The sequence below is a fragment of the Polymorphospora rubra genome (genome assembly GCF_018324255.1).
Taxonomy (GTDB): domain Bacteria; phylum Actinomycetota; class Actinomycetes; order Mycobacteriales; family Micromonosporaceae; genus Polymorphospora; species Polymorphospora rubra.
In genome coordinates this window covers 6,058,285-6,083,726 of sequence record NZ_AP023359.1, presented here as the reverse complement: position 1 = coordinate 6,083,726, position 25,442 = coordinate 6,058,285, and the positions used below count along the sequence as shown (strand labels likewise).

Below are 25,442 nucleotides of genomic sequence, written 5' to 3'. Positions count from 1 at the left end.
CCGGTTCAGCCCTCGACCACGCCGGGTCAACCCTTGATCGCGCCGGTTCAGCCCTTGATCGCGCCGATGATGACGCCGCGGGTGAAGTGGCGCTGCACGAACGGATAGACCAGGGCGATCGGCGCGACCGTCACCACCACCACGGCCATCTTGATGGCCAGGGTCGGCGGCATCGTGACGCCGACCGTCGCGCCGGAGGTCTGCGGCGTCTGCCCGGCCAGGATGAAGCTCTGCAGCACCCGCTGGATCGGGAACTTCTCGTTGTCGTCGATGTAGAGCAGCGCGTTGAACCAGACGTTCCAGTAGCCGACGGCGTAGAACAGTCCGACGACCGCGATCACCGCCTTCGACAGCGGCAGCACGATCCGCCACAGGATGCGGAACTCCCCCGCCCCGTCGACGCGGGCACTGTCGAGCAGTTCACCGGGGATGTTCTGGAAGAACGCCCGCATGACGACGAAGTTGAAGACGTTCAGCGCGGTCGGCAGGATCAGTGCCCAGAGGCTGTCCTTGAGCCCGATGCCGGTGACGACGAGATAGCTCGGCACCAGTCCCGGATAGACCAGGAACGTCAGCAGGAAGTAGAAGAGCAGGCCGCGGTGTCCGACCGTACCCGGCCGGGACAGCCCGTACGCGGCGAGCACGGTCACCACCAGGCTGACCGCGGTGCCGACGCCGGTGACCAGGGTGCTGATCCACAGCGCCTGGCTGATCTGCCCGCCGGAGAAGATCGTCCGGTAGGCCGAGAGGTCGATCTCGCGGGGCACCACGACCAGGCCGCCGGCGGCGTTGATGGTCTCCTGCGAGGAGATGCTGGTGACCAGGACGACCCACATCGGGACGAGGACGGCGAGCACCACGACGGCGAGGACGCCGCCCTTGGCGGACTGCCCGACGACGCCCGGCTGTTCCTCCCAGGCGGGGCGGGCGTTGCGGCGGCGCCGGGGCGGCGGGGGCACGGTCGGCAACGTGGCGGTCATGTTTTGGAATACACCCCCCGTTCGCCGAGCGCGTGGGCGAACTTGTTGGCGGCCAGGATCAGGATCAGCCCGACCACGGCCTTGAAGAGGCCGGCGGCGGCACCGAAGCCGTAGTCGCCGGTGATGATCGAGTGGTGGTAGACGAACGTGTCGAGGACCTCGGCCGCCTGCCGGCCGACCGCGTCGCGTTGCAGCATGAACTGTTCGAAGCCGACCGAGAGCGCGTCGCCCAGCCGCAGGATCAGCAGCAGGACGATGACCGGACGCAGGCCGGGCAGGGTGATGTGCCACAGCCGGCGCCAGCGCCCGGCGCCGTCGACCGCGGACGCCTCGTAGAGGTTCGGGTCGATGGTGGACAGCGCGGCGAGGAAGACGATGGTGCCCCAGCCGACGTCCTTCCAGACCACCTCGGCGGTGACCAGGACGATGAACGTGTCCGGGTTGGTCATGATCTCCGGCGGGGTCAGGCCGGCCTCGCGTAGCTCCTGGGCGAGCAGGCCGGCACCGCCGAGCATCTGGACGAAGAACGTCACGACCAGCACCCAGCTGAAGAAGTGCGGCAGGTAGACCACCGTCTGCACGAACATCCGCAGCCGGGTGGACAGGATGCTGTGCAGCACGATCGCCAGTGCGATCGGCAGCGGGAAGAAGAACACCAGCTGGAACGCGGTGATGGTCAGGGTGTTCCAGAGCGCGTCCCAGAACGCCGGGTCGGAGAAGAGTGCCTCGAAGTTCTCCAACCCGATGAACGGGCTGTAGAACAGCGCCTCCAGGGAGCTGTCGCCGAGGTACGGGTTGTAGTCCTGGAACGCGACGACGTTGCCGAGGACCGGCACGTAGTGGAAGACCAGCAGCAGCAGCGCGCCGGGGGCGACCATGACCAGCAGTGGCCAGTCGCGGCGCAGCCGGGCCCGCAGCGGCAGGCGGGGCTGGCGGCGGCGGGCCGGACGCCGCCCGCCGGGCGGCGGGGCGGGATCGGCCGCCGGCGCGGCGGGTTCGTTGGCCGGCCGGGCGGCCGGCGGCGGAACCACCGCCGCCGGCGCCCGGCTGGCCCGGTCGTTGCTCACTTGCCGTCGGACAGTGCCGTGCCGAGCATCTCGCGGGCCTCGTCACCACCGCCGGCCCGCCATTCACTGACGACCGCGTCGAGGTCGCTGATCGGCCGGCGGCCCCGGACGATGTCGGTGATCTTGTCCTCGGTGGGTACGGCCGCGGCCTTGTACTTCGCCGGCATCTCGAACTTCAGGCCCTCCCAGGGGTCCTTCTCCAGGTGGCGCACCGTGTTGTTCGAGTAGGTCAGCAGGTCCTGTACGAAGTTCGGGGTCTGCGGGGTCGGCTGGATGACCGGGCTGCGACCACTGACGAAGAAGTACTGGTTCTGGATCTCTTTGAACCCGAGTTCGGTCTTGGCGGGCCCGTCGGCGCTGCGGGTGTGGTGGACGCCCTCGACGCCGTACTCGCGCAGGTCGAACTCCCTGGTGCCGAACGGTGCGGAGCACCAGTTGACCACCCGCAGAAGCTCCTCGACGCGATCCTTGCCGAGTCCCTTCCTGATGAAGGTGTAGGAGATCGGCTCGTCGTTGCCCCAGGCGAGCGGGTCGCCGCCGGTGGCGGAGAACAGCGGCACCGGCTGGATGTCGAAGCCGGGGGTGACCTTCTGCTGCTCGGCCTGCATCGGCTGCCACATGCCGGTGCCGTCCTGCTTGAACAGGATCTTGCCGCTCTGCAGCAGCTGCTTGGAGTCGGCGCCCTTGCTGGCGACGATGTCGGGGTGGACCAGGCCGGCCTGGTAGACCTTGGCCATGAACTCGACGGCCTGCTTGAACTCGGCGGTCTCGTACTTGAACTCCGGGGTGCCGTCGGACTTCAGCCGCCAGCCCTCCTTGCTGCCGGGCGCCTTGTGGAGCATCTGCACGATCGGGAAGATGTCGTCGAACGCCCACACACCCTTGGCGGGATCGGTGACCTGCCGGCCGATCTCGAAGAGTTCGTCGATGGTCTTCGGCGCCGCCAGGCCGAGCTGGGTGAGCAGGTCCCGGCGGTGGAAGAGCATCCACGGGAACGGCCCGTCGGTCGGGTTGGGGATCGCCATCAGCCGCTCGTTCCAGCACGCGTGGCGCCAGGCGCCGGTGGGGAACGTGCCCAGCATCGGGTACGCCGCGACCGCCCCACCCTGCAGGTAGGGGGTCAGGTCCTCGAAGAGGGCGCCCACGGCGTCGGCGAACCGGGGCAGCTTGTTGATCTCCCAGCCCGGCACGCAGAGCAGTTCGGGTACGTCGCGGGCACCGAGGATGGCGCCGAGCTTCTCGGCGTACGTGTTGCCGTCCTGGACGCTGAAGTCGATCGGGGTGCCGAGTTCGGCGTTGACCGCGGTCAGGTAGGCGTTGTTGGCACCGCTGGGCGGGGCCGGTCCCCAGGCCGGCATCATGGCGCTGATCTGCTGCCCGCTGGTGCCCGGCTTGTCGGTGATGGCGTCGAAGAGGTTGGCCGGGAACCGGGAGTAGCCGTCCGGGACCGGCCGGGTGCCGACGATGTCGGGCTTGGGGATGTCGAGGGTGAGGGCCCGCTGCTCGGGCAGGAGGCCGGCGAGCCGGTCGAGGTTCTGGGTGGCGCCGCCGCCGGCGGACTTCTCGCTGCAGCCGGCGAGCAGCCCGCCGCCCGCGACGGCTGCGGCGCCCAGGCCGAGCAGGCTCAGGAAGGTCCGGCGGTTCGCCGCCGCGCCCGTGGGTGTCGTCATGGCGCGCTCCTCTCGAAAATGGGTCGACGGGCCATGAACTCCCGCTAGACTTTGTTTGGATGCTAGCCAAACAAAATAGTCGACGGTCAACGGGCTCACAAGTGAGCGTGCCGGCAGGCCGGATGACACCAAGAGAGGTTTCCGGCCGACGGCCCGGGTGCGGCATAGTGGACGTGCCCCGACCGGGCCGGGGCGGAAGGCGGAGCTGACGTGATCGGGACGCGGGGCGCCGCACAGGCGGCCGACTTGACCGACGTGAGGACGACGAACCTGACCGTCGTCCTGCGTTACGTACGTGCACACGCACCCTGTTCACGGGCGGACATCGCCGCGTCGACCGGTCTGAACAAGGCGACGGTGTCCAGCCTCGTCACCGACCTGCTCGAACGCCGGCTGCTGCGCGAGACCGGGCTGGTGGCCAACCGGATCGGCCGGCCGGCGACGATGCTGACCCTGGAGAGCCGGCCGTACGCGGCCGTCGGCATCGAGGTCGCCGCCGACCACATGACCGCGGTCGCCATCGACCTGGCCGGCGAGCGGCTGCTCTCCTGGCGGCGCGCCTCGCCCCTGACCGGGCCGCCGGGCAAGGCGGTGGCCGCCGTCGCGGCGCTGGCCGGCCGGGTCGTCGGCAAGGTGACCGGGCAGGGACGCCAGATCCTCGGCCTCACCGTCGCCGTACCCGGGCTCGTGGCCGCCGACGACACGGTCCGCTTCGCGCCCCACGTCGGCTGGCCCGAACTGGACCTGCGGGCCCAACTGGTCAAGGCACTGCGCCGCCCCGCGTACGACGTGGCGGTGGACAACGACGCCAACCTGGCCGCGCTGGCCGAGCAGCGCGACGGCGGCTACGCCGACATTCCCGACCTCGTCCACCTGCTCGGCGGGGTGGGGGTCGGTGCCGGGATCATCGTCGAGGGCCGGCCGCTGCGCGGCGGGCACGGCCGCGCCGGGCAGATCGGCCACCTGCAACTCGACCCGGGCGGGCCGGAGTGCGGCTGCGGCCGGCGCGGCTGCCTGGACGCGTACGTCGGGTTGCCGGCCCTGGTCCGCCGCGCCCTGCCGGACACCGCGGCGGACGGTCCGGTCGTCGACTACGCCCCGGAGATCGAACGGATCGTCGCGCTGGCCGGCGCGGGCGATGCGACCGTGACCGGGGCGCTCGTCGAGGCGGGCGCCCGACTCGGCCACGCCGTCGCCACCCTGCTCGACCTGCTCGACCCGCGGGTGGTGCTGCTCGGCGGGTCGTTCGCCCCGCTGGCGCCGTGGCTGCTGCCCACCGTCGAAGCCGAGGTGGGGGCCCGTGTCACCATCCCGGACGCGGGCCGGATCGCGGTGTCCACCCTGGGCCCGGGCGCCGCCGCGGTGGGCGGCGCGGCGCGGGCGCTGGACCGGGTGGAGGCCGGGCACCTGCCCGCCCTCCCCTGATATCGAGATTCGTCCCGGTTCTCTTGACTGGGCCGACGCCCGGGTGTCAGCCTCAGAGTGCTCCGTCGAAACACGCATGTAACCCGCGTGTTGGGCGGAGCACTTTCCGGATCATTGTCGAAGCGCTTCGAATGTTCGACGTTCGCAGGTCGAGGAGAGCACCACCATGGACGACACGGCACCCGGCACCTTCCGAGACCCCGACCTGCCGACGCCGGACCGGGTGGCCGACCTGCTCTCCCGGCTCACCCGCGCCGAGAAGATCGCCCTGCTGCACCAGCACCAGGCGCCCGTGCCACGGCTGCGGATCGACGGGTTCCGCACCGGAACGGAGGCCCTGCACGGCGTGGCCTGGCTCGGCCCGGCCACCGCCTTCCCGCAGGCCGTCGGCCTGGGCGCCACCTGGGACCCCGACCTCGTACGCCGGGTCGGCGCGGCGGTCGGCGACGAGGTACGGGCGTTCCACCACAAGGACCCCGACGCCGTCGGCCTCAACGTCTGGGCCCCGGTCGTCAACCCGCTGCGCGACCCGCGCTGGGGCCGCAACGAGGAGGGCTACGCCGAGGACCCGTGGCTGACCGGCGTGCTGGGCACCGCGTACGCGGCCGGGCTGCGCGGCGACCACCCCGTCTATCTGCGCACCGCCCCGACACTGAAGCACTTCCTCGGCTACAACAACGAGACCGACCGCGACCGTACGTCGAGCGACCTGCCGCCGCGGGTGCTGCACGAGTACGAGCTGCCCGCCTTCCGGGCACCGATCGCGGCCGGGGCGGCGGTGGCCGTGATGGCCTCCTACAACCTGGTCAACGGCCGGCCGGCACACCTCAGCCCGCTGATCGCCGGCGAGTTGCGCACCTGGACGACGGACGACGTCCTCGTCGTCGGCGACGCCGGCGCCGTCACCAACATCGCAAACAGCCAGCGATACCACCCCGACCACGTCGCCGGCTTCGGCGCCGCGCTGCGCGCCGGCATCGACTGCTTCACCGAGGACGACGACCGGGCCGGGCCGACCATCGGGCGGATCACCGAGGCGCTGGAGCGGGGGCTGGTCGACGAGTCGGACGTCGACAACGCCGTCCGGCACATCCTGGCGATCCGGCTGCGGCTCGGTGAGTTCGACCCGCCGGCCCGCAACCCGTACGCCGCCGTCACCGCCGACGTCGTCAACTGCCCGGCGCACCGGCGGCTCGCCCGCGACGCCGCCCGCCGAAGCGTCGTACTGCTGCAGAACCACGGCGACCTGCTGCCGCTACGTCCACAGCAGACGGTCGCGGTGCTGGGGCCGCTCGGCGACACGGTCCTGGCCGACTGGTACAGCGGCACGCTGCCGTACGCGGTCACCGCCCGCGCCGGCCTCGCCGACCGTCTCGGCCCCGACGCCGTACGGTTCGCCGAGGGCGTCGACCGGATCACGCTGCGGACGACCGCCGGGCCGGTGCAGGCCGGACCGGACGGCGAGCCGCTGCGGATCGGCGACGGCACCGGCACGGGGTTCGACGTGGTCGACTGGGGCGCCGGCACGGTGACGCTACGGGCCGTCGACAGCGGCCGGTACGTCCGCGCCGACGAGACCGGCGCGCTGGTCGACGACCGGCCCGGCCCCGGCGAGTGGATCGTCCGCGAGACGTTCGAACCGGTCCGGTGCGGCACCGGCACCCTGCTGCGCCACGTGGCCGCCGACCGGTACGTCCGCGTCGGTGACGACGGCGTACTGCGCGCCGACGCGGCGACCCCGCAGGAGGCCACCGGCTTCGTCGTCGACCTGGTCACCGACGGGATCGAGGCGGCCGTCGCGGTGGCCCGCGCCGCCGACGTGGCGGTGGTCGTGCTCGGCAACCACCCGATGGTCGGCGGCCGGGAGACCGAGGACCGCGCCGACCTCGCCCTGCCGCCGACGCAGGAGGCGCTGCTGCGCGCGGTCCACGCCGTCAACCCCCGTACCGTGCTCGTCCTGACCAGCAGCTACCCGTACGCGGTCGGCTGGGCGCACGACCATCTGCCGGCCGTACTGTGGACCGCGCACGGCGGCCAGGAGTACGGGTCGGCGCTGGCCGACGTACTGCTCGGCGGCACCCCGGACGGCGAACCGGTCGAGCCCACCGGCCGGCTCCCGCAGACCTGGTACCGCGCCGACGCCGACCTTCCCGACCTGCTCGACTACGACATCGTCGGCTCGGACGCGACCTACCTGTACTTCCGCGGCACCCCGCTCTACCCTTTCGGCCACGGCCTCGGCTACACCCGCTTCGCGTACCGCGACCTGCGGCTCAGCGCCGACACCGTCGACGCGGACGGGCAGGTCGAGATCAGCGTCGACGTCGTCAACGTCGGAGACCGCCCCGGCGAGGAGGTCGTGCAGTTCTACACCCGGCAGCGGCGGTCCCGGGTCAAGCAGCCGCTGCGCCGGCTGCGCGGCTTCCGCCGGGTCCGGCTCGCCCCCGGTGAGCGGGCCACCGTGAGCCTGCCGCTGCGCGCGGCCGACCTCGCGTTCTTCGACGTGAACTCGGACCGGCCCGTCGTCGAGTCCGCCCGGCACACCGTGGCCGTCGGCCGGTCCTGCACCGACCTCACCGCGACCACCACGCTGACCGTACGCGGCGCCACTGTCGCGCCCCGCGATCCGGCGACGGCGGCGGTCCGGGCCGCCGGACGGGACGACGAGTACGCGACGGTACTCACCGACGAGGGGCCGGAGCACGGGGACGCGGTGACCGCCGTACGGGACGGCGCCTGGCTGTCCTTCGCGGGCGTCGAGATCGGACCCGGGATCCGGCGCGCCACGCTGCGGGCGGCCGCCCCCGCCGGTGGCACCCGGGTCGAGCTGCGGCTGCGCGACCCGCTGTCCGGTCCCGTCGCCGCGGTGTTCGAGGTGCCCGCCACGCCCGCCCGGCACACCTGGACCGAGGTCACCGCCGCGCTGACCGGACCGGCGGGGGTCCACGACCTCTACCTCACCCTCGGGTCGGCGGGCGCTACGGTGAGCGCCCTGGCATTCGTCGGGAGTGCCGCTGATCCGGCCGGAAAGGGTACGAGCACACAGTGACCTCGCCAGATCCCGCCGCCGCGCCCAAACGCGCCGACATGGTCACGATCACCGACGTGGCCCGGCACGCCGGCGTCGCCGTCAGCACCGTCTCGTACGTCCTGTCCGGCAAGCGGGCCATCTCCGCCACCACCCGGCAGCGGGTGCTGGCCAGCATCAGCGCGCTGGGCTACCACCCGAACGCCGGCGCCCGGGCGCTGGCCAGCCGCCGGGCCAACGTGATCGCGCTGGTGCTGCCGCTGCGCACCGGCATGCACCTGCCGGTGCTCATGCAGCTGGTGACCGCGGTGGTCACCAGCGCCCGCCAGGTCGACCACGACGTGCTGCTGATGACGGCCGACGAGGGGCCGGACGGGCTGCGCCGGATCGCCGCCAGCGCGATGGTCGACGGCGTCGTGGTGATGGACGTGGAGATGACCGATCCCCGGGTGCCGGTGCTGCGCGAACTGGGCCGGCCCAGCGTGCTGATCGGCTTCCCCGCCGACGCGCGCGGCCTGACCTGCGTCGACCTCGACTTCCACCGGGCCGGGGCGTTGTGCGTCGACCACCTGGTGCGGCTCGGGCACCGCCGGCTGGCGCTGCTCGGCGCCCCCGGCGTCGTCTACGAACGCGACACCGGCTTCGCCCACCGCACCCGCGCCGGCTTCCTGGAGGCCGCCGCCGACCACGGCGTCTCCGCCGTGGCACGGCCGTGCGAGGAGCACTACCCCGCCGTACGGGAGGCGCTCGTCGACCTGTTCGCGGGCGACCCGGCGCTGACCGGGATCGTGGTGCACAACGAGGCGGCGGTCGACCATGTGATGGCGGTGCTACCGATGCTCGACCGGCGGGTCCCCCGGGACGTGTCGGTCGTGGCGATCTGCCCGGACCAGGTCGCCGAGCGCACCCGCCCGGGGCTGTCGTCGGTGCCGATCCCGGCCGAGGAGGTGGGCCGCAACGCGGTGTCGCTGCTGATGCGCAAGCTGACCGGCGCCGGCGTACCGGACGCCACCCTGCTCGTCCCGACGCTGACCGCCCGGTCCAGCACGGCCACCGCCGAGCCTGCCGCCTAGCCGTACGTCGCCCGGTGCGGCCGGCCCGGTGCCGAGCCGGCCGCACCGGCACGGTCAGACGGTGTAGAGGATCTTCACCCCGTCGAGGGTGATCGCGGAGACGGCCGAGCCGCCGACGCCGGAGTTGAGGTTGCGCCAGCCGTTGTTGCTCGCCGCCTCGTGCACCGCCCCGCCGACGACGGTGTAGACGTGCTTCACCCCACCCACGTTCAGCGCCGCCAGCGCACTGCCGCTCACCCCGCCGATCCCGGAGTTCAGGTTGCGCCAGCCGTTGTTGCTCGCCGCCTCGTGCACCATCCCGCCGACGACGGTGTAGACGTGCTTCACCCCACCCACGTTCAGCGCCGCCAGCGCACTGGCACTGACGCCGCCGATCCCGGAGTTGAGGTTGCGCCAGCCGTTGGCGCTGGACGCCTCGTGCACCACGCCACCGACGACGGTGTAGAGGTACTTGACGCCGTTCACGTTGATCGCGGCGAGCGCGTTGTCGCTGACACCGGAGATGCCGGTCCACAGGTTGCGCCAGCCGTTGGCGCTCGACGCCTCGTAGACGTTTCCGCCGGCGACGGTGTAGACGTACTTGACTCCGTCGACCGTGATCGCGGCCAGGGCGTTGCCGCTGACGCCGGAGATCCCGGTCCACAGGTTGCGCCAGCCGGCGTTGCTGGCCGCCTCGTACACGTTGCCGTTGTTGACGGTGTAGAGCAGCTTGGTGCCGCCGAGGGTGATCGCGGCGGTCGCCGACCCGGTGACCGGTCCGCCGCTGCCACCGACCGGCAGGGCCCGCCAGCCGGCGTTGCTGGCCGCCTCCCAGGCCTGGCGGGGAGTGGTGCCGCAGTTGTTGCTGGTCACGTTCCGGGGCGCCGAGACGGGGCCTGCGACGTACAGCGGCCCGGTGTGCGGGCTGCCGTCGGAGGTGATGCCGGACGGGACCCCGTTGAACCACGCCTCGCTGCGGACCCCGTCACGGATCTGCTCGTAGTGCAGGTGCGGGCCGGTCGAGTTGCCGGTGCTGCCGACCCGGCCGATCTGCTGGCCGGTCGCCACCCACTGCCCAACGGCTACCGGCGGCCGCTCGATCATGTGCATGTAGCGGGTCTGCCAGCCACCGCCGTGGTCGATCACGACGTACCAGCCGGCGCTGCTGCCCCAGCCGGCGAAGGTGACCGTCCCCCCGTACGCGGCGAGGATCGGCCGGCCGCTGCTGCCACCACCGGTGAAGGTCATGTCGACGTCGTAGTCGTCGTGGCCGTAGTAGGTCGCCAGCCGCCAGGTCTCGCCGCAGGGGAACGGGAGCTGGAAGTGCGGTCGCGGGCCGGCGGCGTGGGCCGGGGTGGCGACGACCGCGGTGGCGCCCACGGTGGCGAACGTCGCGGCGGCGGCGGTGGCCAGGGCCAGGAAGGCGGAGGTGAGGAGGCGGACGGGCTTGCTCGCCATGGAGGGGTTTCCTTCGGACGGAGCGACAGGGCCAGAGATGGATGTTGATGTTACTGCCGCCCGTCCCTTGGGACGGTGTGGTGGGTCGGCCCGGCCGTCGCCGACCGCCGGGAGGACGCGTATCGCTGTTGCGCTTGACAGCGAAGTCGCTGTGGCTACGCCGAATTCGCTGTGGACCGCAACACCAACCTGCCGAAGTCCTCGCCCGACGAGGACTCCTGGCTTGACCTCAAGCCGGGTTGAGGTACGAGGGTGCACCGGTGACCGCACCCGGCAGGCTCCTCCCCGAGGGCTACCACACCGTGTCGAGCGACCCCGGCTTCCGCCGGCTGGCGACCGCCGCCCTCGTCTCCTTCCTCGGCGACGGCCTGTCCGTCGTGGCGCTGGTCTGGGTGGCGCTCACCCTCGCCCCGCCCGGCGACGAGGGGCTGGTCGTCGGGGCGGCCGTCGCGGCGTACGCGCTGCCGGCCGCGGTCGGCGCGGTCCTGCTCGCCCCCTGGCTCGGGCGGGTGGACGCCCGGCGGCTGGTGAGCCTCAACGCGGCACTGCGCGCGGTGGCCCTGGGCACGGTCGCGGTCCTGCACCTCACCGGCGGTCTCGGGGTGGCCGGGTACATCGGGCTGCTGGCCGTCTCGTCCGTTCTCGGTGCCTGGGGGAACGCCGGGCTCTACACCATCGTCAGCCGGCTCTTCGGTGCCGACCGCCGGCTGCCCGCCAACTCGCTGCTGAGCACCGCCCAGCAGGTCAGCATCGTCGTCGGCCCGGCGCTGGCGGGCGTCCTCGTCGGCTTCGTGGACGCCGCCGTCGTACTCGGCCTGGACGCCCTCACGTGGGCGTTCCTCGCCGTCCAGGTGCTGCGCGTCAAGCTCCCGGAGGCGGGGGCGGCGGCACCCGGTCGGTCCCGACTGTCCGCCGGTTTCCGGCTCCTCGCGCGGCGCCCGCACCTCGCCGGCCTGCTGGCCGTCACCGCCGGGTTCGTCTTCCTCTACGGCCCGGTCGAGGTCGCGCTCCCCTGTACGTCACCCACGACCTGCACGGGTCGGCCGGCCTGCTCGGCGCGTACTGGGCGGTCTTCGGGGTCGGGGCCGTCGTCGGCGGCCTGCTCGGCGGGTTGCTGCGGACGACCCGGCAGTGGCCGCTGGTCGTCGCCGTCATCGCGCTCTGGGGCGGCACGCTGATCCCGTTCGGCTTCCTCGACGCGACGGCGCCGACCCTGGTGCTGTTCGCCCTCGGTGGTCTCGCCTACGGGCCGTTCCCCGCCTTCACCCTGGCCCTGTTCCAGAACGCCACCGACCCGGCCGATCTGCCCGCGCTCCTGGCCGCGCGCGGCGCGATCACGATGACGGTCCTGCCGGCCGGTGCGGCGGTGGGCGGCCCACTCGTCGCCGCGCTCGGTGCCGCCGGCACGCTGCTCGGCTCGGGGATCGCCACGCTGACGCTCGCCGGGGCCGTCGCCCTCGTGCTGTTCGCGGCGGCCGGGCCGGCCCGGTGGCGGGCGGCCCGGGCCTAGGGTCGCGCCGGGAGCTCAGCCGCCCGGGTCGCGGCCCCGACCCCGGCGCCGGCGGCGCACCGCCGCCGCCAGCAGGGCCCCCCACGCCACCCGCCTGCCCCACCGGCGCAGCCCGGACCGGACCGGGCGGGGCCGGTCCACCGGACGCGGCCCGGGTACCCGTACGGTCGGCACACCGGGGTAGGCGGTCCGGGCGGCCGTGGTGGCCGCCGCCTCGGACGTCGCGCCGCGGTTGCCGGTCAGGACGGTCCCCCCGTCCGACGCGCGGTACCGCCACCACCAGACGTCCCGCTCCTGCCACACCTCGACCCGCGCCGCCGGCTCCCGCTCGGGGACCGGTTCGGCGGGCGCTGCCGCGGGCTTCGGGCGGGACCTGGTGGCCGCCCGCCGGAACTCGGCGCGGGTCAGATCACCCATCCGGGCCGCGTCACCGCCGCGCAGCGCCCGGGCGGTCAGGAAGGCGAGGACCCCGGCCAGGACCGGCAGGACGAGGACCGACACCCGCAGCACCACCACCACGTCGGCCAGCGGCACCCGCAGCAGCCGGGCGATGATCTCGTTGGCGCCGGCGAGCACGAGCAGTGCGAAGAAGACGATCGCGCCGACGCCGACGCCGAGCCGGACCGGGTGCCGCCGGGGCGGGTCGAGCAGTTGGTGCGGCAGCTCGTCGCGGCTGAACCGCCGCTCCAGGAACGGCCAGGCGTACAGGACGGCGAAGGTCAGCCCGCCCAGCACCACGCCCGGAAAGAACGGTGCCGGCACGAGGTGGCCGAATACCCGGAACTCCAGCGGCGGAAAGAGCCGCAGGGCGCCGTCGGCCCAGGCGACGTACCAGTCCGGCTGGGCGGGCGAGGTGGCCTGGGACGGTTCGAACGGGCCGTACAGCCACACCGGGTTGATCTGGGCGAGCCCGCCCAGCGCGAACAGCACCGCCAGCACCCAGGCGAAGAGCGCGAGCGTACGCAGGGTGTAGCCGGGCCACAGGCGGGAGCCGACGACGTTGTGCTCGGTGCGGCCGGGGCCGGGGAACTGGCTGTGCTTCTGCCGCACCAGGATCGCCAGGTGGATCGAGACGAGCGCGACGAGGATGCCGGGAACCAGCAGGACGTGGCTGACGAACATCCGGGGGATCATCTCGTCGGACGGGAACTCGCCGCCGAAGGCGAGGAACGCCAGCCAGGTGCCGACGACCGGGATCGACTCGACCACCGAGTAGATGATCCGCAGTCCGGTGCCGGAGAGCAGGTCGTCCGGGAGCGAATAGCCGGTGAAGCCGTTGAGCAGGGCGAGCGCGAGCATGGTGACGCCGACCAGCCAGTTGATCTCGCGGGGCCGGCGGAACGCGCCGGTGAAGAAGATCCGCATCAGGTGCACCACGATGGCGCCGACGAAGACCAGCGCCGCCCAGTGGTGGGTCTGCCGGACCAGCAGGCCGGCGCGTACGTCGAAGCTCAGCCGCACCGTCGAGGCGTACGCGGCCGACGTGGTGGTGCCGTCCAGCGGGGCGTAGCTGCCCTCGTAGACCCGGTCGGCGGTGCTGGCGTCGAAGAAGAACGTCAGGTAGACGCCGGTGAGGATCAGTGCCACGAACGCGTAGAGGGCGATCTCGCCGAGCATGAACGACCAGTGGTCCGGGAAGACCTTGGCCATCGCCCGTCGGGCGACCGGCGACAGCCGCAGCCGGTCGTCGAGCCCGCGCACGAACCGGCCGACGATCACGGCCGGCCCCAGTAGCCGGCGCCGGGCGGGGACGTGAAGTCGCCGGTGGCGCGCAAAAAGCCGGCCGGGTCGACCTCGACCGGCAGGCCGGGCAGCGGGCGGGCGGCCGGTCCGCTGACCGGGCGGGCGGCGGCGAGCAGGTCGAACGACGACTGGTGGCAGGGGCACAGCATCCGGCCGGTGCCGTTGAGATAGAGGCGGACCGGGCAGCCGGCGTGGGTGCACAGCATCGAGTAGACGACCAGGCCGTCGAGGTCGCCGCCGGGCGGTGGCCGGGAGAAGCGGCGCGGGTCGAGGCGTACGGCGAACGCCGGCCCGTCGCCCGTGTCGACGTGCCCCTCGGGGAAGACGCCCACGATGGTGCCGGCCGGCACGTCGGCGGGGCGCAGCGGCCGCCCGTCGGCGTCGACCAGCCGTACGCCGGCGGCCCACGGGGTGTCGCGCAGTGCCCGGTCCGGCCGGCCCCGGTCGTGCGGCAGCAGCGAACGCAGCGGGAAGAGGGCGGCCGCCCGAGCGCGGTGACCGCGAGGCCGAGCAGGGCGAGCAGTCCGCGTCGGCGGGGCGGGGTGTCCGGGGCGGTCAGCGCGGCGGCGGCCAGCGCCTGTTCCGCCGGCGGCGGCGTGAACCCCTCGTGCTCCTCGACGTGGCCGCCGGTGCCGACCAGCCGCCGGGCCCAGGTGGCCAGCCCCAGGGCCAGTCCGGCGAAGGCGACCGCCAGACAGACGCCCTCCCACCGGGTGTCGCCGCCGAGCGTGTAGGTGACCGCGAAGCCGACGGCGCCCAGGGTGCTGACGAGGAAGGCGGCGCCGATCCCGCGCCCGGCGGTCACCGGTCGGCCCTCGTGCCGAGCCAGCGGGCGGCGAGCACCAGCAGGCTCAGCCCGAACAGCCAGGCGACCAGCCCTTCGGTGGACGGCCCCAGCCGGCCCAGCGGGTTGCCGCCGGCGTCGAGCCGCTCGCTGCTCAGCAGCCGTACGTAGCTGGTGAGGTCGTCGACCTGCCGGTCGGTGAGCACCTCGCCGGGGAAGGCGGGCATCGGGCCCGGCCCGACCCGGACCGCTTCGGCGATCTGCACCGCCGTCGCCTCGTACAGCGGTGGTGCCACCAGTCCGTTGGTCAGGTCGGTGCCGGAACCGGTCGCGGAGTGGCACGGGGCGCAGTTGGCGGCGAAGATCTGCCGGCCGGCGGCGACGTCGCCGGGTGCCGGGTCCGGGATGGGCGGCCCGCCGCCGCCGAAGGTGGCCACGTGGTCGACCAGCGCGGCGATCTCGGCGGCGGAGAAGACCGGTTCGTGGCGGGTCGGCTGCCGTTCCTCATGCGTCAGCGGCATCCGGCCGGTGCCGAGCTGGAAGTCCACGGAGGCGGGTCCGACGCCGACCAGCGACGGCCCGCGCTGGGTGCCGCGCCCCTGGTCGCCGTGGCAGCTGGCGCAGGTACGCAGGTAGAGGTCGGCGCCGTCGGGTGCCGGGGCGGCGGTCGGTGCCGGCGCCCGCGCCCCGGGGGTGACGGCCGCCGGAGCCCGGGTGGCCGGGGTGACCGCCGCCGGGCCGAGGGCGAGCAGGGCCACGGCCGCCACGGCCAGGGCCCGGCGCCGGTTCCCGCGCTGCGGCGTGTCCACGGCTCAGTCCAGGGTGTGCAGGTAGGCGGCGATGTCCTGGGCGTCGATCGGGTCGACGCCGAGGTTCGGCATGGCCGTGCCCGGCTCGACCGCCTGCGGGTCGGTGATCCAGCGTTCGAGGTTCTCGGCGCTGTTCGGCAGTTCGCCGGCGATGTACGAGCGGGCGCCGAACCTGGTCAGCGGCGGCCCGACGAGGCCGTTCGCGCCGTCGACGCCGGGAACGGTGTGGCAGGAGCCGCAGCCGTACCGGGCGATGAGTTCGGCGCCCCGTCCGGGGTGTCCGGTGTCCGGGCTGGTCACCGGCGGCGGGGTCGTACGGCCACAGCCGGGTACGGCGGCGACGATCGGCAGCATGGCCAGCAGCGGCCACAGGATGCGATGGTGGTTCATCGAACCGCCCCTTCCGTCGGGGTCCCGGCGGTGACGGCGGGATCGTCGGCCGGTACCGGCGGGTCGCCGTCCGGGCGGGCGAGCCAGCGCAGGAGCCCGGCCAGCGCCGCGACCAGCAGCACCGCGTCCATCGGCAGCCACATCAGCAGGCCGGCGAGCTGCTGGTCGGCCAGCGGGTCGGGGCCGTACACGGCCGCCGGATAGACCGGTCGCGGCGCGAAGGTGAGCACGGCGCCGAGGGCGGTGGCCGGCAGCATGGTGGTGACGAGCAGCAGCGCGCCGACCGGGGCCGGGGGCCGGTGCCGGGGTGCGCCGACGACCGGTGTCCAGAGCAGCCAGGCGGCGACGACGAAGCACAGGTGCTCGACGCCGTGCAGGACGGGGTGGTCGAGGGCGGCGACGTACGGAACCGGTAGGTGCCAGACCCACAGCACCAGCAGCTGTGCGGCACCGGCCAGCGAGGCGTACACCACCGGGCGGCGCAGCCACCGGACGGTCGGTGCCGCCCGCCAGCGGGCGAGCCGTTTGCGCGGCCGCAGCGGGGTGGCGAGGCTCAGCGGCAGGCCGGCGCCGCCGGCCGCGAGCAGCGGCCCGGCCACCAGCAGCAGGACCATGTGCTGGGTCATGTGCCCGGCGAGCGAGCCGTGGGCGAGGTCGTCGAGCAGCCCGCCCTCGATGGCGAGCACGATCAGGGCGCCGGTGGTGAAGGCCGCGACCCGCCAGGTCGGCACGATCGCGGCGACGCCGTGCCGGGACCACAGTTCGTGTACGCCGCGGCCGTATCCGGCGAGGGCCAGGCAGACGAGGCTGATGACGAGTGTCGACAGCAGTCCGCCGGTGACGGCGGCGGTTCCGGGGTCGGCGCCGGTCACCGGCATGACGGCAGCACCAGTACGGCGATCCCGCCGAGCACGATGATGGCGAGGAAGAGCAGGTTGCCGAAGATGCCGACCAGGGCGAGCAGCCGCGCGCGGGCGTACGGCGGGTCGTCGTCGGCGTGCCGCGGCAGTGCGGTGCGGCGCCAGGTGAGTACGGCGGCCAGCAGCGCGCCGACGGTCACCAGTGCGGGTACGACCACGGCCAGCCCGATGACGGCGCGCGGCGGAAGGCCGGCGACGCGGTCGATGCCGGCGGCGCAGGTGAGTTCGTCGACGCCCCAGCCGACGAACAGGTGCGCCGCCCAGGCGACCGCGCCGCCGAGGACGCCGTACCAGGCCAGCAGGCCGCCGGTGAGGCGGGCGCGGTGACCGGGGCCGCGCTCGTCACAGCCACGGCGAGAGGTAGACGGTGAACAGGATGCCGAGCCAGACGATGTCGACGAAGTGCCAGTAGATGGCGACGTTGCGGACCCGGTCGTGGCGCCGGGCGTCGAGGCCGCCGCGGGTGGCGGTGAGGACCCAGCCGATCATCGTCGCGCCGATCAGGACGTGCAGGCCGTGGAATCCGGTGATGACGTAGAACAGGGATCCGTAGGCGTTGGTGGTGAGGGTGAACTCGGTGAGCAGTTCGGCGTACTCGGTGGCCTGCAGCCCGAGGAACGTCAGGCCGAGCAGCATGCTGGTCGCCATGCCGGCGCGTACCCGCCACAGCCGGCCGCGGCGCAGGCCGCGTTCGGCCCAGATCATCGGCAGGCTGCTGGGGACCAGTACGGCGGTCATCAGCAGCGGGCGCAGCAGGGCCGGGTTCGCGATCCCGTCGGGCGGCCACTGTGGACCGTTCTGGAAGCGCAGGTAGAAGTAGCTGCCGAGCAGGCAGGCGAACAGGGTCGCCTCGGTGGTGACGAACAGCACCATGCCCCACCAGCCGGTGGAGCGGCCGGCGGGCAGTTCGGCGCTCAACGCCTCCGGGCTGGTCGTCGCCGCGATCCCGCCCCGGGCGTCATGTGCGGGCCTCGGCGCGGCGGCCCGGCCAGAGCCAGCCGGCGACGGTGCCGGCGACGACCGCCACCGCGGCGGCGGCGACCGGATACCAGGCGAAGAGCAGGGCGGTGAACAGGACGAGCAGGGTCAGGGCGAGGACGAGCGGCTTCCCGCTCGCCTCCGGCATCTCCACCGGGCGTTCGTACCGGCCGTCCAGCTCACTGGTGAGCGGGGTGCGACGGCCCGCGCTGAGGATCCGGTCGGCGGTCGCGCCCGGGCCGGTCGACTCCGCGGTCCGCGCGTCCCAGGTCGGGTGCAGGCTGTGCACCCGCGGGATGACCGGGAAGTTGTACGCCGGCGGCGGCGAGTCGGTCGACCACTCCAGGGTGTCGCCGCCCCACGGGTCGGGCGGCGCGGGCCGGCCCCGGCGGACCGCGTGCACCACCCCGACGAGGACGAGCAGCAGCCCGACCGCCAGCACGTACGCCCCGACGGTGCTGACCAGGTTCCAGCCGTCCCAGTCCAGCCCGGCCGGATACGTGTAGACGCGGCGGGGCATGCCGAACAGCCCGTACAGGTGCATGGGGAAGAAGGTGACGTGCATGCCGATGAAGACGAGCCAGAACGCCCAGCGGCCGAGCCGTTCGGCGTACATCCGGCCGGTGATCTTCGGCAGCCAGTAGTAGATGCCGGCGAGGATCGGAAAGAGCGCACCGCCGACGAGGACGTAGTGGAAGTGCGCGACGACGAAGTACGAGTCGGTGACCTGCTGGTCGAAGGCGGTCAGCGCGAACATGGCGCCGGTGACGCCGCCGAGCACGAAGGTGACGATGAACCCGATCACGAACAGCAGCGGGGTCCGCAGCACCAGCCGCCCGAGCAGCATGGTCGCCAGCCAGGCGAAGATCTGGATGCCGGACGGGATGGTGATGATGCTGCTGGCGGCACTGAAGAAGCCGTACGACACCTGGGGCAGTCCGACGGCGAACATGTGGTGCGCCCAGACCCCGAACGAGATGATCGCGATCGCGACGATGGCGAGGACGACCAGCGGGTAGCCGACGACGCCGCGGCGGGTGAAGGCGGGCAGGACGGCGGAGACGATGCCCAGGCCGGGCATGACGATGATGTAGACGTCCGGGTGGCCGAAGATCCAGAACAGGTGCTGCCAGAGCAGGACGTTGCCGCCGGCGGCCGGGTCGAAGAAGCCGGCGCCGAAGCGCCGGTCGAGGAAGAGCATGGCGTTGTCGACGTTCAGCGCCGGCAGGGCGAAGATGACCATGAAGGCGGTGGCGACGATCGCCCAGACGAACAGCGGCATCCGGTTGAGCGACATGCCGGGGGCGCGCATCTTCAGGGCGGTGACGATGAAGTTGATCGCGCCGGCGGTGGTGGAGATGCCGAGGAAGAGCAGGCCGAGGGTGTAGACGTCGAGGTGCAGGCCCGGGCTGTCCTGCACGCTGGTGAGCGGCACGTACGCGAACCAGCCGCCGTTGGGGGCGGCGCCGAACGGCAGGCTGGCCCACATGAACAGGCCGGCGAAGAGGAAGACCCAGTAGCCGAAGGCGTTCAGCCTCGGGAAGGCCATGTCCCGGGAGCCGATCATCAGCGGGACGAGGAAGTTGCCGAAGCCGAACAGCATCGGGGTGGCGAACAGGAAGATCATCGCGGTGCCGTGCATGGTGAAGAGCTGGTTGTACTGCTGCGGCGACAGCAGGTCGGACCCCGGGTTGGCGAGCTGGGTGCGCATCAGCAGGGCGCTGATCCCGGCGAGGGCGAAGAAGAACCCGGCGGTGACCAGGTAGCGGCGGCCGATCCGCTTGTGGTCGACGGTGGTCAGCCAGGAGCGCAGTGACGGCCGCTCGGTCCAGTTCTCCGCGAGGCGCTCGCGGTCCGTCGGGTCGGCGCCGGCGGCCGGCGTGTCCACTATCGACATGGTCAGTCCAGCGACCGCAGGTAGGCGATGAGGTCAGGCAGCCGCGCGGCGTCGACCGGCTGTGGCGGCATCTGGTTACCGGGTTTGACCGTCTGCGGGTTGGCGATCCAGCCGCCGAGGTGGCCGGCGTCGTTGGGAACGGCACCGGCGCCGAGGCTCCACCGGGAGCCGACGTCGGACAGGTCGGGTCCGACCCGGCCCTGCGCGCCGGTGCCGCGTACGGTGTGGCAGGCCGCGCAGGTGCCCTGGACGAACGCCTGCTGCCCACGCCGTTCGGCGTCGGTGCTCGGGGCCGGGGCCGGTGCCGCCAGCCGGGCCAGCCGGGCGTCGAACTCCGGCCGGGGCACGGCCACGACCATCAGCGCCATGTGCGCGTGCTGGAGGCCGCAGTACTCGGCACACTGCCCCCGGTACTCGCCGGGCCGGTCGGCGTGCAGCCAGGTCTCGCGCGTCTCGCCGGCGATCAGGTCGGTCTTCGGCATCAGCTGCGGCACCCAGAAGCTGTGCAGTACGTCGGCGGTGCGCAGCCGCACCCGTACCCGTTCCCCGACCGGGATGTGGATCTCGTTGGCGGTGGCGCCGGCGACGCCCTCGTAGCGCACCTCCCACCACCACTTGTGCCCGGTCACCTCGACGGTCGGGGCGTCGGGTCCGGGGTCGGTGCCCAGCGCGGCGAGGTCGCGCAGGCTGACCCCGTAGACGGCGACCAGGATGACCAGCGGCAGCCCGGCGCCGGCGATCGTGACGAACCGCAGCGGCTGCCCGTGCCGGACCCGGGTCCGGGCGCCGCGCCGGAAGATCAGCGCCCAGACCAGCAGCGCCAGGACCTCGACGAAGACCACGACGGAGATCCAGAACAGCAGCCACCACAGGCCCTCGACGCGCTGTGCCCCGGCGCCGGCGGGGTCGAGCGCCGAGGGTGCGTCCGACGCGCAGCCGGCGAGCGGCAGCAGGGTCGCCGCCGCGACCGCGGGCCCCGTCCGGCGCCGGCGATCCGGCCCGGTACGGGGTGTCTGCGCTGCCTCGGTCGTGCCCACCAGCAGGGACAGTAGCCACTACCGGTACTTTGCGCCCTGATATGGCTGATAAACGGTTTGGCCTAATGAATCGCCCTAAGGTACGAGGCGACGGATCCATCGGGCAGCAGTGCCGGTGCGGCGGCGCGGACAGGGAAAGATCATGGGAAGGCCCGGTATCAACCTCGTCTCGGACACCGGCCGGGCCCGTGCCGGGCGCCGGTCCGCGCTGTGGCTCGCTTGTGGACTGTCGGCCGCCGCGGCGGTCACCGGGATCGTGGTGGCACCCGTCGACGGGTGGCAGGGGCCGGCGCAGCGGCTGATGTACCTGCACGTGCCGGCCGCCTGGGTGGCGTACACGGCGTTCGCGGTCGTCCTGTTGGCCAGCGGGACGTACCTGATCGGCGGAAACCTGCGCTGGGACCGGTTCGCGCGGTGCGCCGCCGAGATCGGGGTGGTGCTGACGGCGGTCACGATCGGCACCGGCGCGCTCTGGGGTCACCTGGTGTGGGGCACCTGGTGGGCGTGGGACCCCCGCCTGGTCAGCACCGTCCTGCTGCTGCTCGCGTACGCCGGCTATCTCGGGCTGCGGCGGCTGGCCGCCGAACGGACCGGCGGACCGGACGGCGCCGACCACGCCGTGGCGCGGCCGGCCGCGTACGCCGGCATCGTCGCTTTCCTGCTGGTGCCGGTCGTGCACTTCTCCGTGGTCTGGTGGCGTTCGCTGCACCAGCCGGCGACGGTGCTCGCCCCGGAGCGCCCGCCGATCGACCCGCGGATGGGCGCGGCGCTGCTGCTGGCGGTCGGCGCCGTCACGGTCTGGGCGTTCTGTGTCCTGGTCCACCGGGTGGTGGTGCTGGAACGCCGGCTCGTCGTGTTGGAACGCCGGCCCGGCGCGGAGCGGGCGGCGGACCGGACCCGGGTCGGGGCCGGATGATCCGGCGGCGGGTCGGCCGGATCGCCGTCGTGGCGGTGGTTCTCGCCGCCGGCGGCGTGCTGGTCACGGGCGCGTTGCAGGACACGCTCACCTACTACCGCACCCCGGGCGAGGTGCTCGACGACCCCGACGCGGGACGGCGGCCGACCCGGCTCGGCGGCGAGGTCGTCCCCGGCTCGGTACGCCGCAGCGGCGACCTGGTCACGTTCCGGCTCGGCGGCGACGGCCACGAGATCACGGTGACCCAGCGCGGCATGCCGCCGGAGACGTTCCGCGAGGGGCAGGGGGCGATCGTCGAGGGCCGCCTGTCGGCCACCGGCGTGTTCGAGTCCGACCGGGTGGTCGTTCAGCACGGCAACGAGTACGGCCCCTCCCCCGGGCCCCTCGCCCCGGAGGCCGGCGGTGCTCGCTGAGGCCGGTACCGGAATCCTCGCCGCCGGGATGCTCGGTGCCACCCTGTCCGCCCTGCTCTGGCTGCGTACCGCGCTGTTCGGTGGATCGAGCCGGCCGGCGCGGCTGGCGACCACGGCGACGCTGGCCGCCGCGGTCGCCGGCGTGGCGCTGCTGGAGTGGGCGCTGCTGCGGCACGACTTCAGCGTGCGGTTCGTGGCCGAGAACGGCGGCCGGGACGTACCGCTGTACTACACCGTCACCGGGCTGTGGGCGGGCCTGGAGGGGTCGCTGCTGCTCTGGCTGCTCATCCACTGTGGATATACGTGGTGGCTGGCCCGCCGCGCGGACCGCTACCCGCCCCGGCTGCACGCGTACGCGATGGTGGTGGTGGGCGCGGTCGGCGTCTTCTTCTTCGCGTTGACGTACTTCGCGGCGAACCCGTTCGGCGCGGTGTTCCCGGTCCCGCCGGACGGGCCCGGCCCCAACCCGCTGCTCCAGCAGCACCCGGCGATGGGGCTGCACCCCCCGCTGCTGTACGCCGGTTACATCGGGCTGGTCGTGCCGTTCGGGTTCGCGGTCGCCGCGCTGCTCACCGGCCGTACCGCGCACGACTGGCTGCGGATCGTCCGGCCGTGGACGCTGTTCGCCTGGGTGGCGCTGACCGCCGGCATCGGGCTCGGCGCCTGGTGGTCGTACACGGTGCTGGGCTGGGGCGGCTACTGGGTCTGGGATCCGGTCGAGAACGCCTCGCTGCTGCCGTGGCTGACCGCGACGGCGTTCCTGCACACCTCGCTGCGCCGGCCCGCCGCACACGCCACCTGGAACGTGCTGCTGGCCTGCGCCAGCTTCGTACTGGTGCTGCTCGGCACGTTCCTGACCCGGTCCGGGGCGGTCACCAGCGTCCACGCGTTCACCGACTCCCCGCTCGGACCGATGCTGCTCGGCGCCGTCCTGCTCGCCGTCGTCGGACCGACCGTCCTCTTCGGATGGCGCGGCACCGCACGACCGGTACGGGGACCGACCGCGCCACTGTCGACCGCCACGGCGGTGCTGGCCAACGCCGTCGTCCTGCTCACCATCACCGCGATGGTGCTGATCGGCACCGTCTTCCCGCTGCTGTCCGACGCGCTCGGCGGGCCACGGACCGCGGTCGGGCCGGCGTACTACCACCGCACCGCCGTGCCGCTGGCCGTCGTACTGCTGCTGGTAATGGGCGTGGCCCCGGTCCTGCGGGCGGCGGGCGGCGCGGCCGGTCGGCTGCGGCGGCTGGCGGTGCCGGCCGGGGCCGCGCTGGCCACCGTCGCCGTCACCGGCACCCTCAGCCGCCCCGGCCTGCCGGCGCTGGCCGCCTTCGCCGCCGCCGCGTTCGTCCTCACCGGGCTCGCCGGCGAACTCGTCCGACGGCTCCGCCGCCGGCCCCGGCCGGCCGGCGTCGGCGGGCTGCTCGCGCATGCCGGCATCGCCCTCGTCGCGCTCGGGGTGGCCGGCTCGGCGGCCTACAGCGGCAGCGTCGAGCGGGAGCTGCGGGTCGGCGAGACGGTGCGGCTCGGTGCCACGTCGGTGCAGCTCGTCGAGATCCGCCGTGCCTCCGACGCGGGAGTCATGGAGGTCGACGCCCGCCTGCGGCTCGTCACGGCCGCCGGGCGGGAACGGTCGGTCGACCCGGTCCTGCGGTACTACCCCGCCCGGGACACCGCCGTCACCGTGCCCGAGGTGGTGTCGGACCCGCTGCGGGACAGCTACGTCACGTTGATCGCCGTCGCGGCCGACAGCGGAAGCGCGACCGTACGGCTCGCCGTCAACCCGCTCGTCGGCCTGCTCTGGGCCGGCGGGCTGCTGACGACGGTCGGCGGCGTGGTCGCGATGGCCGGCGCGGCCCGCCGGCGGCGCGGCGTACGGCCGACGCCCGGTCCCCGACCGGCGGCGGCCCCGGCGCCCGTCGAACGGACCCCGGCATGACCGGGCGTGGCCTGACGTCCGGGCTGCGGCGGCCGTTGCCGGCGGCGACCCTGCTGGTGACCGCCGTCCTCGGCGTCGTGTTCGCGCTCGGGCTGCACCGGGCGGCGGGTCCGGCGCCGGACCCGGCGGCCGGCACCCCGGCCCCCGCGCTGGCCGGCCCGACCCTCGACGGCGGCCACTTCGACCTCGCCGACAGCCGGGGCCGGGTGCTGCTGGTCAACGTCTTCGCCTCGTGGTGCGGGCCGTGCCGGCGCGAACTGCCGCTGCTCGTCGACGCCGAACGGCAGTGGTCGGCGCAGGGCGTACGGCTGGTCGGGCTCAACGTGAAGGACGGCACCGCGGCCGTACGGGCGCTGTTGAAGGAGACCGGCACCGAGTCGATGACGGTGCTCCCCGACCCGGACGGCACACTCGCCGTCGGTTGGGGCGCCCGGGGTGTGCCGGAGACCTTCGTCGTGGACCGCGACGGCCGGATCGCCGACCGGATCCGGGGCGAGGTGACCCGGCAGTGGCTGGAGCAGCGGGTCGGGCCGCTGCTGGCCGGATGAACCCGCGCCGCGCCCTGACCGTCGCGGTCCTGGTGCTGCTGGCCGTCGCCGCCGGCGTCGCACTGCTCCGGTCGGGTCCCGGTGGCGACGACCCGGCCCGGTCGATCGCCGCCGGCCTGCGCTGCCCCTCGTGCCAGGGCGAATCGGTCGCCGACTCCAGTTCACCGGTCGCCGCCGCGATGCGGCAGGTGGTCGCCGACCAACTCGCCCAGGGCCGGACCCCGGACGAGATCCGGCACTGGTTCACCGAACGGTACGGCGACGAGGTGCTCGCCGACCCGCCGCCGCGCGGGCCGGGGCTGCTGCTGTGGGGCGTACCGGCGCTGGTGCTGCTCGGCACCGGTTACGCGGCCGTACGCACGCTGCGGCCGGCGGGCGGCCGGTCGGGCGTCCCGGTCCAGCGGGCCGGCGGGCCGGGACGCCGGACCACCTGGCGGCTCGGCGCCCTCGGCCTGGTCGCCATGGTCGGCGCGGTCGCGTTCGGCGCGGCCCGGGTCGACCGGCCGGCCGACGACGGCGGCTCGCCGGACCCGGCCGCCGTCGCCGTGCTGCTGGCCCGTGACCTGGAACAGCAGGGCCGGTACGACGACGCCGCGCGGATGTACCGGCAGGCGCTGGAGACGCATCCGGCGGCGGACGTCCGGCTGCGGCTGGCCTTCACCCTGGTCCGCGCCGGCGCCCCGGCCGACGCGGAACGGGAGGCCCGGCAGGTGCTGGCCGGCGCGCCCGACCTGCCCGAGGCGCTGCTCGTGCTCGGCCTGGCCCAGCGGGAGACCAGCCCGGACCGGGCGCCGGAGACGTTGCGGCGGTTCCTCGACGCCGCCCCGGACCATCCGGCGGCCGGCGAGATCCGCCGGCTCCTGGCCCCGGACGGGTGA

Annotated in this window: 23 protein-coding genes; 10 read left to right on the top strand and 13 right to left on the bottom strand. The window is 73.7% G+C overall.

Translation table 11 applies throughout. The features are described 5' to 3' along the window. Positions 1-47: 47 nt before the first annotated feature. The 3 genes from Prubr_RS27480 to Prubr_RS27470 are packed head-to-tail and all read right to left on the bottom strand — an operon-like array spanning position 48 to position 3,717. Complete coding sequence (locus tag Prubr_RS27480) at positions 48-980, bottom strand: carbohydrate ABC transporter permease (protein WP_212817795.1); 933 nt, start codon at positions 978-980, stop codon at positions 48-50. Continuing rightward, the gene (locus Prubr_RS27475; RefSeq protein ID WP_246567721.1) at positions 977-2,047 is read right to left on the bottom strand and encodes an ABC transporter permease; all 1,071 of its coding nucleotides are present in this window, start codon (positions 2,045-2,047) and stop codon (positions 977-979) included. Before Prubr_RS27475 ends, Prubr_RS27480 begins: the two co-directional genes overlap by 4 nt. Further along, positions 2,044-3,717 (bottom strand): extracellular solute-binding protein, encoded by a 1,674-nt coding sequence (locus tag Prubr_RS27470; protein WP_212817794.1) that lies wholly within the window; start codon positions 3,715-3,717, stop codon positions 2,044-2,046. The genes Prubr_RS27475 and Prubr_RS27470 overlap by 4 nt, the downstream gene beginning before the upstream one ends. 255 nt (positions 3,718-3,972) lie before the next feature. On the opposite strand from Prubr_RS27470, the gene Prubr_RS27465 reads away from it, so the two are divergent. From Prubr_RS27465 to Prubr_RS27455, 3 genes are all read left to right on the top strand, one after another. Further along, positions 3,973-5,142 carry an ROK family transcriptional regulator gene (locus tag Prubr_RS27465; protein WP_246569041.1) on the top strand — a complete coding sequence of 390 codons (1,170 nt, stop codon included), beginning with the start codon at positions 3,973-3,975 and terminating at the stop codon, positions 5,140-5,142. Positions 5,143-5,308: 166 nt separating this feature from the next. Beyond that, entirely contained in the window at positions 5,309-8,191 is a 2,883-nt protein-coding gene (locus Prubr_RS27460; RefSeq protein WP_212817793.1) for a glycoside hydrolase family 3 protein, read from the top strand. Then, positions 8,188-9,243: a LacI family DNA-binding transcriptional regulator gene (locus Prubr_RS27455; protein WP_246567720.1), complete on the top strand. Its 1,056-nt coding sequence runs from the start codon at positions 8,188-8,190 to the stop codon at positions 9,241-9,243. Before Prubr_RS27460 ends, Prubr_RS27455 begins: the two co-directional genes overlap by 4 nt. 54 nt (positions 9,244-9,297) lie before the next feature. Here the strand turns inward: Prubr_RS27455 and Prubr_RS27450 are convergent, their stop codons facing one another. Next, the gene (locus Prubr_RS27450; RefSeq protein WP_212817792.1) at positions 9,298-10,680 is read right to left on the bottom strand and encodes a M23 family metallopeptidase; all 1,383 of its coding nucleotides are present in this window, start codon (positions 10,678-10,680) and stop codon (positions 9,298-9,300) included. 260 nt (positions 10,681-10,940) lie between these two features. Between Prubr_RS27450 and Prubr_RS27445 the strand changes: the two genes are divergently transcribed. Then, positions 10,941-11,858 (top strand): MFS transporter, encoded by a 918-nt coding sequence (locus Prubr_RS27445; protein ID WP_246567719.1) that lies wholly within the window; start codon positions 10,941-10,943, stop codon positions 11,856-11,858. Next, a complete protein-coding gene (locus Prubr_RS37160; RefSeq protein ID WP_246567717.1) occupies positions 11,792-12,190 on the top strand; it encodes an MFS transporter in 399 nt (132 codons plus the stop codon). Before Prubr_RS27445 ends, Prubr_RS37160 begins: the two co-directional genes overlap by 67 nt. Positions 12,191-12,205: 15 nt before the next feature. On the opposite strand, the gene qcrB is transcribed toward Prubr_RS37160, so the two are convergent. The 9 genes from qcrB to coxB all read right to left on the bottom strand — a co-directional run bounded on the left by qcrB (position 12,206) and on the right by coxB (position 20,748). Next, positions 12,206-13,909, bottom strand: coding sequence for a cytochrome bc1 complex cytochrome b subunit (qcrB, locus tag Prubr_RS27440; RefSeq protein WP_212817791.1), 1,704 nt, complete (start codon positions 13,907-13,909; stop codon positions 12,206-12,208). Beyond that, on the bottom strand, positions 13,906-14,283 hold the full coding sequence (locus Prubr_RS27435) for a QcrA and Rieske domain-containing protein (protein ID WP_212817790.1): 378 nt from the start codon (positions 14,281-14,283) through the stop codon (positions 13,906-13,908). Before Prubr_RS27435 ends, qcrB begins: the two co-directional genes overlap by 4 nt. A gap of 451 nt (positions 14,284-14,734) precedes the next feature. Beyond that, positions 14,735-15,526: a cytochrome bc1 complex diheme cytochrome c subunit gene (gene qcrC / locus Prubr_RS27430; RefSeq protein ID WP_212817789.1), complete on the bottom strand. Its 792-nt coding sequence runs from the start codon at positions 15,524-15,526 to the stop codon at positions 14,735-14,737. A gap of 3 nt (positions 15,527-15,529) precedes the next feature. Further along, the gene (locus Prubr_RS27425; RefSeq protein WP_212817788.1) at positions 15,530-15,916 is read right to left on the bottom strand and encodes a c-type cytochrome; all 387 of its coding nucleotides are present in this window, start codon (positions 15,914-15,916) and stop codon (positions 15,530-15,532) included. Continuing rightward, positions 15,913-16,794, bottom strand: coding sequence for a cytochrome c oxidase assembly protein (locus Prubr_RS27420; protein WP_212817787.1), 882 nt, complete (start codon positions 16,792-16,794; stop codon positions 15,913-15,915). Before Prubr_RS27420 ends, Prubr_RS27425 begins: the two co-directional genes overlap by 4 nt. Further along, positions 16,785-16,994: a hypothetical protein gene (locus tag Prubr_RS27415; protein WP_212817786.1), complete on the bottom strand. Its 210-nt coding sequence runs from the start codon at positions 16,992-16,994 to the stop codon at positions 16,785-16,787. The genes Prubr_RS27420 and Prubr_RS27415 overlap by 10 nt, the downstream gene beginning before the upstream one ends. A gap of 184 nt (positions 16,995-17,178) precedes the next feature. Continuing rightward, positions 17,179-17,754 carry a cytochrome c oxidase subunit 3 gene (locus Prubr_RS27410; RefSeq protein WP_212817785.1) on the bottom strand — a complete coding sequence of 192 codons (576 nt, stop codon included), beginning with the start codon at positions 17,752-17,754 and terminating at the stop codon, positions 17,179-17,181. 40 nt (positions 17,755-17,794) lie between these two features. Continuing rightward, positions 17,795-19,702 carry a cytochrome c oxidase subunit I gene (ctaD, locus tag Prubr_RS27405; protein WP_212817784.1) on the bottom strand — a complete coding sequence of 636 codons (1,908 nt, stop codon included), beginning with the start codon at positions 19,700-19,702 and terminating at the stop codon, positions 17,795-17,797. Between the two features lie 11 nt (positions 19,703-19,713). Beyond that, positions 19,714-20,748, bottom strand: a complete 1,035-nt coding sequence (gene coxB, locus Prubr_RS27400; protein ID WP_212817783.1) for a cytochrome c oxidase subunit II — start codon at positions 20,746-20,748, stop codon at positions 19,714-19,716. 142 nt (positions 20,749-20,890) lie between these two features. Between coxB and ccsA the strand changes: the two genes are divergently transcribed. The 5 genes from ccsA to Prubr_RS27375 are packed head-to-tail and all read left to right on the top strand — an operon-like array spanning position 20,891 to position 25,442. Beyond that, positions 20,891-21,664 (top strand): cytochrome c biogenesis protein CcsA, encoded by a 774-nt coding sequence (gene ccsA / locus Prubr_RS27395; protein WP_212817782.1) that lies wholly within the window; start codon positions 20,891-20,893, stop codon positions 21,662-21,664. After that, positions 21,661-22,077 carry a cytochrome c maturation protein CcmE gene (locus Prubr_RS27390; RefSeq protein ID WP_212817781.1) on the top strand — a complete coding sequence of 139 codons (417 nt, stop codon included), beginning with the start codon at positions 21,661-21,663 and terminating at the stop codon, positions 22,075-22,077. The genes ccsA and Prubr_RS27390 overlap by 4 nt, the downstream gene beginning before the upstream one ends. Next, positions 22,067-24,016, top strand: coding sequence for a heme lyase CcmF/NrfE family subunit (locus Prubr_RS27385; protein WP_212817780.1), 1,950 nt, complete (start codon positions 22,067-22,069; stop codon positions 24,014-24,016). Before Prubr_RS27390 ends, Prubr_RS27385 begins: the two co-directional genes overlap by 11 nt. Then, positions 24,013-24,564, top strand: coding sequence for a TlpA family protein disulfide reductase (locus tag Prubr_RS27380; protein WP_212817779.1), 552 nt, complete (start codon positions 24,013-24,015; stop codon positions 24,562-24,564). The genes Prubr_RS27385 and Prubr_RS27380 overlap by 4 nt, the downstream gene beginning before the upstream one ends. Continuing rightward, positions 24,561-25,442, top strand: coding sequence for a cytochrome c-type biogenesis protein CcmH (locus tag Prubr_RS27375; protein ID WP_212817778.1), 882 nt, complete (start codon positions 24,561-24,563; stop codon positions 25,440-25,442). Before Prubr_RS27380 ends, Prubr_RS27375 begins: the two co-directional genes overlap by 4 nt.